General features: G+C 41.1%; 12 protein-coding genes. 6 read left to right on the top strand and 6 right to left on the bottom strand.

The annotated features are described in order from the left end of the window. The first annotated feature begins 293 nt into the window (after nucleotides 1–293). The 5 genes from LK453_RS13265 to adk all read left to right on the top strand — a co-directional run bounded on the left by LK453_RS13265 (nucleotide 294) and on the right by adk (nucleotide 6,127). Complete coding sequence (locus LK453_RS13265) at nucleotides 294–2,243, top strand: heme lyase CcmF/NrfE family subunit (protein ID WP_007393897.1); 1,950 nt, start codon at nucleotides 294–296, stop codon at nucleotides 2,241–2,243. A gap of 135 nt (nucleotides 2,244–2,378) precedes the next feature. Further along, entirely contained in the window at nucleotides 2,379–2,999 is a 621-nt protein-coding gene (locus LK453_RS13260; protein ID WP_201535975.1) for a DsbE family thiol:disulfide interchange protein, read from the top strand. Nucleotides 3,000–3,058: 59 nt separating this feature from the next. Beyond that, the gene (locus tag LK453_RS13255) at nucleotides 3,059–3,604 is read left to right on the top strand and encodes a cytochrome c-type biogenesis protein (RefSeq protein WP_379652739.1); all 546 of its coding nucleotides are present in this window, start codon (nucleotides 3,059–3,061) and stop codon (nucleotides 3,602–3,604) included. A gap of 205 nt (nucleotides 3,605–3,809) precedes the next feature. Further along, nucleotides 3,810–5,195 carry a c-type cytochrome biogenesis protein CcmI gene (gene ccmI / locus LK453_RS13250; protein ID WP_201535990.1) on the top strand — a complete coding sequence of 462 codons (1,386 nt, stop codon included), beginning with the start codon at nucleotides 3,810–3,812 and terminating at the stop codon, nucleotides 5,193–5,195. A 278-nt stretch (nucleotides 5,196–5,473) separates the two neighbouring features. Continuing rightward, nucleotides 5,474–6,127, top strand: coding sequence for an adenylate kinase (gene adk, locus LK453_RS13245; RefSeq protein ID WP_201527934.1), 654 nt, complete (start codon nucleotides 5,474–5,476; stop codon nucleotides 6,125–6,127). A 282-nt stretch (nucleotides 6,128–6,409) separates the two neighbouring features. Here the strand turns inward: adk and secB are convergent, their stop codons facing one another. From secB to rsgA, 4 genes are all read right to left on the bottom strand, one after another. Next, entirely contained in the window at nucleotides 6,410–6,859 is a 450-nt protein-coding gene (secB, locus tag LK453_RS13240) for a protein-export chaperone SecB (RefSeq protein WP_201535993.1), read from the bottom strand. A gap of 102 nt (nucleotides 6,860–6,961) precedes the next feature. Continuing rightward, complete coding sequence (gene grxC, locus LK453_RS13235; protein ID WP_007393891.1) at nucleotides 6,962–7,225, bottom strand: glutaredoxin 3; 264 nt, start codon at nucleotides 7,223–7,225, stop codon at nucleotides 6,962–6,964. A 263-nt stretch (nucleotides 7,226–7,488) separates the two neighbouring features. Next, nucleotides 7,489–7,917, bottom strand: coding sequence for a rhodanese-like domain-containing protein (locus LK453_RS13230; RefSeq protein ID WP_201536053.1), 429 nt, complete (start codon nucleotides 7,915–7,917; stop codon nucleotides 7,489–7,491). A 155-nt stretch (nucleotides 7,918–8,072) separates the two neighbouring features. Continuing rightward, entirely contained in the window at nucleotides 8,073–9,257 is a 1,185-nt protein-coding gene (gene rsgA / locus LK453_RS13225; RefSeq protein WP_201536025.1) for a ribosome small subunit-dependent GTPase A, read from the bottom strand. A gap of 366 nt (nucleotides 9,258–9,623) precedes the next feature. Between rsgA and orn the strand changes: the two genes are divergently transcribed. Further along, on the top strand, nucleotides 9,624–10,205 hold the full coding sequence (orn, locus tag LK453_RS13220) for an oligoribonuclease (RefSeq protein WP_201536028.1): 582 nt from the start codon (nucleotides 9,624–9,626) through the stop codon (nucleotides 10,203–10,205). A gap of 78 nt (nucleotides 10,206–10,283) precedes the next feature. On the opposite strand, the gene LK453_RS13215 is transcribed toward orn, so the two are convergent. Then, nucleotides 10,284–11,141 (bottom strand): UDP-2,3-diacylglucosamine diphosphatase, encoded by an 858-nt coding sequence (locus LK453_RS13215; RefSeq protein ID WP_227674332.1) that lies wholly within the window; start codon nucleotides 11,139–11,141, stop codon nucleotides 10,284–10,286. A 77-nt stretch (nucleotides 11,142–11,218) separates the two neighbouring features. Beyond that, nucleotides 11,219–11,731, bottom strand: a complete 513-nt coding sequence (locus tag LK453_RS13210; protein WP_044298139.1) for a peptidylprolyl isomerase — start codon at nucleotides 11,729–11,731, stop codon at nucleotides 11,219–11,221. Between the last annotated feature and the right edge of the window lie 321 nt (nucleotides 11,732–12,052).

Raw genomic sequence — 12,052 nt, 5'->3', positions numbered from 1 at the left:
TTTATTCGTAAAGAGATAAAAAACTTAATAGACGATAAATCGTGTCTACATAAAATCTACTAATTTACCAATATACAAATACGGGTTGGTCGAATCTAGGTACTGATGAAAGGGAAGGGTCGTGCTCATATTTGAAGCACTAACTATAGCAGTCTTTATAAACCCCTAGTATAGAACACAGTGATTTAAAGATTAAGTTTTAATAAATATTTATACGCTTATTACAGTAGAGGCAGTTTGAAAGGCTTTTACCCAGCATAAGCAACAGCATAGTAGTATTAGGGCGAGCAAATATGGTAATTACTGAGCTAGGATATTTTGCATTAGTTGCATCAATGATTTTGGCTTTATTGCAAGTGGTACTACCCACCTTTGGTATTGCACGAAATCAAACCCATTTGCAACGTTTGGCACCGAGCTTAGCTTGGGCGCAGTTCGTCGCGGTGTTGGTTTCTTTTCTGGCGCTTATGGCTGGATTTTTTTATAACGATTTCACCTTGGTCTATGTGGCCGAGAACTCAAACTCGTTATTGCCTTGGTACTACAAGCTATCAGCCACTTGGGGTGGTCATGAAGGCTCGCTCTTATTATGGGTAACCATTCTAGCCGGTTGGTCAGCCATGGTGGCTTGGTTTAGCCGTGGTCTACCCTTAAATATGCGGGCTCGAGTGTTGGTAATCTTAGCCGCGGTGCAGTTAATGATGCTAGCTATGCTGATCTTTACCTCATCTCCTTTTGAGAGAACCTTACCAAATGTACCGGTAGATGGCGCAGATCTAAACCCATTATTACAAGACCCTGGTCTGATTTTCCACCCGCCTATGCTTTATATGGGTTATGTGGGCATGGCCGTTCCCTTTGCTTTTTGTATGGCCGCCTTATGGGCAGGTCGACTCGATGCAGTGTGGACTCGCTGGTCTCGTCCTTGGGCATTGGCAGCTTGGGGCTTCTTAACCCTAGGTATCGCTTTGGGCTCATGGTGGGCTTATTATGAATTGGGCTGGGGCGGTTGGTGGTTTTGGGACCCTGTAGAAAACGCTTCATTAATGCCTTGGTTGGCGTGTACTGCCTTGATTCACTCTTTAGCAGTAACTGAGAAGCGCGGTGTGTTCAAAGCTTGGACCATCATGCTATCTATCTTTGCCTTTGCGCTTAGTTTGTTAGGCACTTTCTTAGTGCGTTCAGGGGTCATCACTTCAGTTCACTCTTTTGCCGCAGATCCGACTCGTGGTTTGGCTATCCTAGCCATATTAGGGATCGTGATTGGGGCAGGTCTAATTGCTTTCGCTCTACGCGGTTGGCGTCTAACAGTAGAGAGTAATTACGGTGTAAAGTCTCGTGAAACTCTATTAGTTATCAATAACATCGTAATTTTAGTGGCCACTCTTGTGGTATTACTAGGAACGTTGTATCCCATTATTGCTGACTCATTTAACTTAGGTCAGGTGTCTGTAGGCCCTCCTTACTTTAATGCGTTATTTGTTCCTTTAACTTGGCTGATATTATTGACCATGGGTATGGGCTCTAATATGCGCTGGAAGCAGGATAAGCGTCCTTTACTGGGCATCAGCTTAACTATTTTGGTAAGTAGTGCGTTGTTGGCGGCGATAGTCACTTACTTGTTCACTCAGAGCCTGAACCTACAAATTATTGTTACCAGTTTATTATGCCTGTGGGTGTTGGGCTGGATTATCTATGATGTTAAAGATAAGACCAAGAATGCTGCCACCTTTGGCCAAGGTATCAAACGCTTAAAAGCACATTATTGGGGCATGCAAATTGCTCATATTGGACTACTTATTGTCGCTATGGGCGTCGGTGTGACCAGTGCGTTAAGTGTCGAAAAAGACGTAGCAATGACTGTCGGAGACACGGTGAAGATAAATCATTATGACTTTACTCTAGTCGAGTTCGATGAAGTACGTGGTAAAAACTACGATGCGACACAAGCTGAAATTAAAGTAGAAAAAGACGGTAAATTCGTCACGACGTTATATCCGCAGAAACGAAATTATGTGGTAAGCCGTATGCCAATGACAGAAGCGGGCATTCAGACCACATTCTTCCGAGATTTGTATGTCGCTTTGGGTGAGCCTATCGATGATAATGATCCTAAGGGCAACTGGGCGGTACGTATTTATGTGAAGCCAATGATTGCTTGGTTATGGTTAGGTGCAATTATCATGGCATTAGGTGCTGTTACTAGTATGCTTGATCGTCGTTATCGTCTAAACAAGTCTTAGATAATTGAGTAACTAGCTAACTAAGAGTGATTGATAGCGGTAATTCAGTTAAGACCGCTATCGATGACAGGGTAACTGATTCATAGGCCCATATACGGGTTCATAGATTCATAAACGGTATTAAGGATGTTATAAATGTCTGACCCAATCATGAGTAAATCGCAATTTAAGGTTTGGTTTTTGATTCCTTTGATTGTCTTTGCTGGCTTACTTATCATGTTTTTCATGAGACTTGGTAAACCAACAGAAGTGGTGTTTGATAATGCACTAAACAGACCCGTACCTTCTTTTGACTTACCGCTACTGTCAGACCCCTCAAAGAACGTGACGAATGCAGACTTACCTAATACCCCGTTTTTGATTAATGTGTGGGGCTCTTGGTGTCCTACCTGTATTGTAGAGCATCCTTTTTTGATGCAATTACACAAGCAAGGTGTGCCTTTGGTTGGGGTTAACTACAAAGATGAAGTCGAAAATGCCAATGGCTATTTAGCAGATGGGGGCGATCCTTTCTTATTTAGCGTACGTGATTATTCAGGTAGCTTTGCCATTGACTTAGGTTTAACAGGAGCACCTGAAACCTTTGTGGTGGATTCAAAAGGCAACATTCGTCAGCACATTATTGGCGAAGTGGCAGAAGAGAATTGGCAGGCAAGAATCGAGCCTTGCGTGTCACTATTAACCGAACTTGGTAATAAAAAAGCCGATTTAGACAGTCCAGATACTGTCAAAAGTATCGCTGAGGTCTGCAAATGATAAGTACAAATTTCACGGGTGTAGTCTCTACAAAACGTCTTATCAAGCAAACATTAAGCATGATAATACTGATGTTTGCATTAATAGGCTTTGGAGCGACAGCGCAGGCATCGATCGAAGTATATGAATTTGATAATCCTAGTCAAGAAGCACAATACAAGGGGTTAATCGAAGAGTTCCGTTGCCCTAAATGTCAAAACCAAAACTTGGCAGGTTCTGACTCTCAAATTTCTCAAGACTTAAAACGCAAGACCTACGAAATGGTTATGGCAGGACAGTCCGACGCTCAAATACGAGAATATATGTATGAGCGTTATGGTGACTTTATTAGTTATAAGCCCCCTGTGCGTCCTTCCACTTGGATTTTATGGTACTTTCCACCGCTAATTTTATTATTACTAGTAGCGGGTTGGTTACTACGCACTAAAGCGCGTAATAGAAAACAGGTAACGACAGTGCAGGCGACAGAGGGTACTCAGCAAACTGCGACTACTCATAATAGCGAGCTTGATAAAGTGGGTGCTAACTTAAGTAGTGAAGAGGCGCAGAAGCTCAAAGACTTGCTTAAAGAGCACAGTAATAAAGATTTGAGCAATAAAGAATAATATAGCCCTATGTCAGATAAAGAGTGACAGTATTAGGCCTGATAAGCTTAAAACTTACTAAGCTAATATTTGCCTCGGTTGCCTTGTCTCTCATTTATCTGCCTATGCTATAGGTCGTTTTGGCTTTTAAATTATAAAATGACGCATTGACAGGTTACGGTCACCACCATTGCGCCTCATATCTCAACTTGTAAGGAGTTAAATCATGCCAACGTTAGTGATTTTTGTCGCGCTGGCAATCTTATTGGCAATAGTATTAGCGATTATCGTGCTTATGCCTTGGCTACGAGTCGATAAGTCTGCTCAAAATGATCAGCTAATAGCGCTCAATGTTGAGGTATTTAAAGAACGATTGGATGAGTTGAAATCTGATTTTAACGCAGGCGCAATGAGTGAGTCAGAATTTAACACTCAAAAGACAGAGCTTGAACGTCAGCTGTTATTGGCCAGTGATGACAAAAACAGTGTGGTTTTAAATGAAAGTCTTAAAGAAAATGAGTTCACTGCGGCTGAGCTAGCAAAAGCGAAAAGAGAGCAGCAGTTCACGCGTAGTGGCAAAGCACGGTTAACACTTTTAATCTGTATTCCAAGCTTAATGATTCTAGGTTACTTCTTAGCAGGAGATAGATCGCCAGTGGTGAATCTATGGCAAGCTCAAGACAAAGTAGGGCAAGTGGCTGATGATTTATTAACAGGTAAAATTGAAGTACCACCAGAATGGGCCACTGAAGATTCTGTGGGACTGATGGGCGCAATTCAAACCAACGTTCATCACCATGCTCATGACCCTATGCGCTGGATGCGTCTGTCAGATATATTAATGGCGTTTGAAGCCAACGAACAAGCGATGGAAGCACAGGCCCGTGCTTACCGATTGAGTCCTGATGACGAAGCCGTTGCTGTAAGATATGCGCAAACTAAGTTCTTCACCAGTGGTGGCATGCTAGATGACAGTAGCCGTAAAGCACTACAGAATGTTTTAGAAAAAGACCCACAACATCAAGGCGCCCAGATGTTAATGGCAATGGGTGAGGCACGTTCTGGTAATTATCAGCAAGCTCAGGCTTGGGTGACAAGATTAAGAGAAAATATTGTAGCCAGAGATGGTGATCACAGCGAAGCGTTAAATAGCTTAGATGAATTAAGTCGCAATATTCAGCAACAGCAGCAAGCCAGTTTAGCCAGTGCCAAAAATGGTGCCGCTAGTGCGCAAACTGTGGCTGTGACTGTGACCTTAAATCCGAGTCTGGCACCACTGATCAAACCGACGGATATCCTGTTTGTGACCATTCAGGAATCAACAGGAGGCGCGCCATTAGCAGTTAAACGTATGTCAGCAGCAGAATTGGTCAATGCAGCCAAAGGCTTTAACATTGAGCTTAATGATCAAGATGCCATGATGCCGACTCATACGCTGTCTAAAGCGATGCAAGAAGGTAAGCAGTTGGTCTTAAAAGCCAGAATCAGTAAATCGGGTCAAGCAATGCAAGAGGCAGGAGACTTAGCGGCCAACGACTTGCCATTAACTTATGAAAATAATAAGAAAGAGACCATCAAGATAGCGACTGAAATTAATAAGCAGTTACCTTAAGGTAGTTAACTAACAGGGAGACGCATTGTTTGACTACTAAGTTTTGTTTATAGCGGTATTTATTATTAAAATAGCTTGAGCTTTTTTTCAGCACAATGTAAGGTATTTGTGCTTAATATAACAGCCAAACAAGACTTGTCTAGGGCGTCATTAGTTGTAACCACCTAATGAGTAAAACCATATATAAGACTTGTGGTTACCATTATATTATTATTGAAGGCGCTTTATTTTTAAGATGATTTTACTCATCGACACAACTCAAGAGGATTACGACTATGATGCGTATTATTTTGTTAGGGCCTCCAGGGGCTGGTAAAGGAACCCAAGCACAATTCATATCAAAAGAATATGATATTCCACAAATTTCAACAGGTGATATGCTACGTGCTGCTATCAAAGAAGGTACAGAGTTAGGTAAAAAAGCCGAAGGCATCATGAAGTCAGGTGGTTTAGTATCAGATGACTTGATCATCAATTTGGTTAAAGAGCGTATTGCAAAGCCTGACTGTGCAAATGGTTGTATTTTTGATGGTTTCCCACGTACTATTCCTCAAGCGGAAGCTTTAATTGAAGCAGGTGTTGATATCGACCATGTGGTTGAAATCAGTGTACCTGATGATGAAATCGTTTCTCGTCTATCTGGCCGTCGTCAGCATCCAGGCTCAGGTCGTGTTTATCATCTAAAATACAACCCACCTAAGCAAGAGGGCTTAGATGATGAGACGGGTGAACCTCTAATTCAACGTGATGATGACAAAGAAGAGACCATTCGTGATCGCTTAGCGACTTATCATGAGCAAACTTCTACATTGGTTGGTTTTTATCAAACTAAAGCCAAAGAAGACGCTAATGCGCCTAAGTATCATCAGTTTGATGGTACCAAAGATATTAATGTGGTTAAGGAAAACATCCTTAATGCTCTTAAAGGCTAAGTTAGAGTTCACTATGCTTTAACCGTGCTTTTAGTATCAAAAACCCCGCAATCTTTTTAGATGCGGGGTTTTTTTATGGGCTATCAACAACTTCAAGTCAGGTAAAATTACAGGTGCTACAAAGTGTTAAAGTAGGAAGATATTAAGACGGCACTAAAAAAAGCCACTGCATCATAGACACAATGGCTTAAATAGCTTTCTTAGCATCTAGCTAAGTCGTATCCTTAATTAACTAAATCTGAATAGCAGATTAAGTTAACTAACGATTATATACGCTTAAGATTAAGCGTTGCCTTCACCATCAGCCATTTGCTGTTGGCTTTGAACATACGCTTGATCGAAGTTAACTGGTGCTAACAATAGCTGTGGGAAGCTACCACGGGTTACGATATCACTGATCACTTCACGAGCATATGGGAATAAAATGTTAGGGCAATAAGCACCTAAGATTTGACCAATTTGCTCTTCTGGGATGTCTTTAATTAAGAAAATACCCCCTTGATGTACTTCAGCGATAAAAGCAGGAGCTCCTGCGTTTTGAGCATTAACAGTAACGGTTAATACCACTTGGAAATGATCTTCGTCTAATGGCTCAGCATTGGTAGCAAGATTAATATCCAGCTCTGGTTGCCACTCTTTAGTAAATACTTCAGCACCCGCCACTTCAAGTGACATGTCTTTAACATAAATACGTTCTAGAGCTAGTTGTGGTTGTGCCTGTTGTTCAGCCATGAAAATTTTCCTTAATTAGTTATTAATTAGTGGTGTTAGTATTTTTAAGTTCGATAAAAACAAAAGAGTAGTGCTTAACTTATGTTTTGCAATCAATTAACATTAGCCATTAAGCATTTCATCAAGCTTACCGCTTTCATTCAAAGCGTTCAATTGATCATAGCCACCGACGAAGGTCTCGCCAATGAATATTTGGGGAACCGTTCTGTAGTTATTGGTCTTTTTCATTAATTCCATACGTTCATCAGAACTAATGTCATGCATACCAATCTCTTGATATTCAATGCCTTTTGATTTCAAAAGTTGTTTTGCGCTTGAGCAGTAAGGGCAGATAGGGGTGGTATATACAGTAACAGGAGCAGTCATGAATAATCCTTTTTATTTAATGATGATTTATAGGGTTTACCAGTATAATTGTACCAAATAGACGGCCGTTTATAGTTAAGGGTTTGTCTGGCATTTTGTACCGAATATATTACTTAATGTACGTTATCTTATAGATTTAAGTGGGTACAATAATGCCAATTACAACCTCTATCTGGTATTAATTAAGCCCTAAAATCGCTCATTAAGGAATTTAATAAAGTTTTTATTTTATAAAATTGCTTATATAGCGTATATAAAAAAAGCTACTTAGCTTTGGCTTTACCATTGACAGTCTTAGCTGCTTTAGAAGTCCCGCCCACAAGAGGCATGCCCGCCGCTTGCCAACCACCAATACCGCCTTCAAGACGATATACATTTGGTTTACCAATCATTTGAACCGCTGCGCCTGCTTGGACACCCATATCGCACACCACAACTACAGGCGCTTCGATAGCACGAATCTCTTCTAAACGGTCTTTTAATTGAGTAAACGGGATATTACGGCTACCCTGGATATACCCAGTCTCAAACTTCTTTTTGGCACGGATATCGATAATCTGCGCATTTTCAGAGTTAACTAAGGTACCTAGGGTGTTGGGTGAAATCTTTTTACCACTGCGTTGACTTTCCACAGTAAAGAATAAAAAGATAAGGACAGCCAATGTACCAAATAACACAGGGTGGTGACCCATGAATTCAAGCCAGCGATCTAGTGACAAAACACTTCTCCAGTAAAATTTTTATGGCAATTATTATAACGTGATAAGACTTAGAATGCATTAACGACGATAGAGAATTGCTAACTTAACATTTAGCAGTCTCTATCGTCGCTTATTAAAGTCAATGACTAGTAAGTGGGGGTGTCTGCTTCTGCTTGCAAGGTGACTAAGCTTTCAACACGTCGCTGCATAACCTTGCCTTCTGCCACTGCTTCCCACAACGCACAACCTTTGCTGTTATGGGTGTGTTTGCAGTCTCTAAATTGGCATTGACCGGCCAAAGGTGATAGCTCTACGAATCCGGCAATAATATCATCAGGGGTCAAGTGCCAAATACCGTACTCTCGAATACCAGGAGTATCTACAATCCCACCTTGAGTCAAATCCTGTGGATCAAACGGTAGTAAACGGCTAGTGGTCGTGGTGTGTTGTCCCAATTTAGAATTGGTAGAAATAATGTTAACGCTTTGATCAGAGTTAGGTAATAAGGCATTCACGAGGGTGCTCTTGCCTACCCCCGATTGACCAGCAAAAATCACCAATTTATCTTTTATCTTCTGCTGTAAGTCAGTCAATCCTAATTCAACAGTTGGTTGTACCGATGCTTCTTTTGTCTCTGCTGTGTCCGCCATTACGTCATCTGACGCTTTAGCTTGTGCATCATCTACAGGATTTAACAGAATATTTTCGGGACAAGGGGCGGAGGTTAATACGGCTTCATAGCCAAGACTTTGATATTGAGTGAGCAGTTCTTTGGTGAATGCATAATCTTCAATAGACAATAAGTCGGCTTTATTTAATACCAGTAAAGGGGTGACATCGGCATGATGGCAAACTACCAAATAGCGGTCAATCAAATTGGGCGCTGCGGCCGGTAGTGGCGCGAATACAATGGCTAGAATATCGACGTTGGCGGCCACAGGCTTAAGCTTATGATAGCGATCAGGGCGTGATACCAAAGAAGTCCTTGGCTGAACTGATTCAATGCGGCCAAAGCCTGTATTTGGATCTGCTACCCAGCGTACTTTATCGCCTGTGGCGAGCATCGGTAGGTTGGTACGGACGTGACAACGCCAAATATCACCCAATTCAATGACTTGCCAGAATGGCTCAGGATCCCCTTCCGCGACGACAGGCGGACTTGGAATAATCGCTGGTAAAGAGGTGACTTGCACTTCCAATTGTTTGCCATAATGGGCCATAACAACGCCATCCATCAAGCTGCCATCAAGGGACTCTTGTTGCTGCGCTTGTTGCTTATCGATTCGTCTAAGTTGTTGCTTGGTTAGCTTACGTTGTCGTATCAAAGCCATAAATTCGAATTACCTATAGTGTTTGAATCTGCTGAAATAAGGAGCAAAGGTGAAAGTAATTAATTACAGAAGTAAATAGATTGTCTAGGATATAGATTATTGAGTGTTGGTACAATAAACGCTAAGTTTACGTGCTATATTGCGCGAATAATTTAAGTGTACGGTGTTAAATTTGTTAACATAGTCAGATTATAGTCATAGCTTAAGTCGGCTAGTTCTTTATGATAAAGCATTTTATTAAATAAATGTGAGTGTCTCAAAAGATGGCTGTAGGCTAATTACCAAAATTACAAAGGTAAAAGGTAGCCGCTGTGACTCAACCCTTATATTTTATTTATATTAATTTAAATCAGTTTAGGAAGCGTTATGAGTGATCATCCCAATAAAATTAGAATTAGAAATCAAGGTAAAAAAGGTCTTATCTGGATTGATTTAGAAATGACTGGTTTGGATACCATGAATGACGACATCATCGAAATTGCTACGATTGTTACTGACGAAGACCTGAACATACTGGCTGAAGGTCCTGTATTTGCTATTAAGGTTTCAGATCAAAAATTAAATGGGATGGACGACTGGAATACCAAACAACATGGTCAATCAGGTTTGATTGATAGAGTGCGCCGCAGTACCGTGACGCTTGAGCAAGCTGAGAAGGAAACCATCGAGTTTTTGAATAAATGGGTCGATGAGGGCAAGTCTCCCATGTGTGGTAACTCAATTTGCCAAGACCGTCGCTTCTTAGCGCGTCAGATGCCACAATTAGAGCGTTTCTTCCATTACCGTAATTTAGATGTGTCCTCCATCAAAGAGCTTTGCTACCGTTGGCGTCCCGATATTCTAAAAGGTGTCGAAAAAACGGGCAGCCATTTGGCAATGGATGATATTAGGGACTCGATTCGAGAGTTGAAACACTATCGTCAGCATTTCTTTAAGTTATTGGATTAATGCCATTAGAGTAGCATTAGTGAGTTAGTAGACAAGATTCACTAGCATTATAAAGCCTGTAAGGGAGTCAAGTTGGGGTTAAGTTTTTACCACAAATTTGACCAACTGCAGGCTTTCTTTTTCGGCAGATTGATTTTGGTCTAAGCTATTGATTTCGGCTGTAGTGACAGCGATAACGGCTTCAACTTGCTCGTAAGAGGTATCGGGACTGATTAGTCGCCAGTCTCCTAAGACGTAACGTGACTTAGTTACATGATGCTTTGCATCGATAACAACTTGATGTTTGGCAGGACGGTGAGTATGTCCATGCAATAGACAATCAACAGGTTTTAAAGCTTTGATAACGGCCGCTTGATTCACATCCATAATCGACATCGATTTACTGGATTTATCGAGGGCACTTTTGGTACGAATCTTTTGAGCGAGAGCCAACCGTTTTTGCAGCGGTCGTTTTAGCAATAGATACTGGGTAATAGGATTGCGGATTATGATTCTAAAACGTTGGTAAGATTTATCATCCGTACATAATGCATCGCCATGCTCCATACGAATTTTTTGGTCACCCAGGGTTAATAGATAAGGTTCGGGAATCAATGTCCCTTTAAATAAATCACAGAAATCTTGACCGATTAAAAAATCGCGATTGCCGTGCATCACTTTTATCTGGCAGCCACTTAACATTAGCTGAGACAGTTGATGAATAACGGGCGTGAGCCAATGTCTGCGCATCTCAATATTTGATAAGGTCAAATAATTATCGTCACCGATCCAAGCATCGAACCAATCGCCTAGGATATAGAGCTCTTTTAAATGAGGTAACGCAATTAAATCATTAATCAAAGCTAAAAAAGCCTGCACTAGGGCAGGCTCATCAGCTGATAAATGCAAATCACTGATAACCACTCGGCGTATATCATTAGGCCGAGTGGTTATCATATGGCTGTAGTCAGTAACAGCAGTGTCATTTATTAGCATAATATAGTTAGCAACAAATAATTAGCCGATGGACTAAATTATTCTGAAACCATAACTGCAGATTCAATGATAACAGGCTGTTTAGGGACATCAGCATGCATACCATAACGACCAGTAGGAACGCCTTCAATTTTCTTAACCACGTCCATACCACTGGTTACTTTACCAAAAACAGTATACCCCCAACCTTGCATGTTTTTGCCAGAATGGTTTAAGAAAGCATTGTTTTTAACGTTAATGAAGAACTGGCTAGTGGCTGAATGTGGGTCTTGAGTACGGGCCATAGCAATGGTGCCTTCCTCGTTCTTCAAACCATTGTCTGCTTCGTTTTCGATAGGCGCGTTGGTTTTCTTTTCATTCATGTCAGCGTCCATACCGCCGCCTTGAATCATGAAGTCAGGGATAACGCGATGGAATACAGTACCGTTATAGTGACCTGATTTAACGTAAGACACAAAGTTTTCAACGGTTTTAGGTGCTTTTTCAGCGTTTAATTCGATAACGATTTCACCCATTGAGGTGTTTAACTGAACTACTGGCATATCACTCATCTTGGTTTCCTTAGTATTTGAGGTAACATTGGTATTGGCATTGGTATTGCTAGTTTGGGTTGCATTGGTATTGGTACAGCCCATTAAAAAAAGAGGCATCATTAATGTGCCAAAACCTAACGTTTTAAGTGCATTCACAGGATGTCCTTTAGGGCTTTTATTCGGCTGTGGGCCAAACACACCCAATCAATATTAAATATAGTTTTGTACAAAGACAGGGCAAACAAAAAGAGACCACACCTTAGGCAGACTCTGTTAAGTTAAATTCTGGATTTGCCAGAAAACCCCTTGTTTAAAAGACGTATTAACTCTATATAGAAT

The sequence above is a fragment of the Psychrobacter sanguinis genome (assembly GCF_020736705.1).
In the GTDB taxonomy this organism is placed as follows: Bacteria; Pseudomonadota; Gammaproteobacteria; order Pseudomonadales; family Moraxellaceae; genus Psychrobacter; species Psychrobacter sanguinis.
This window is presented reverse-complemented; position numbering and strand designations above follow the sequence as displayed.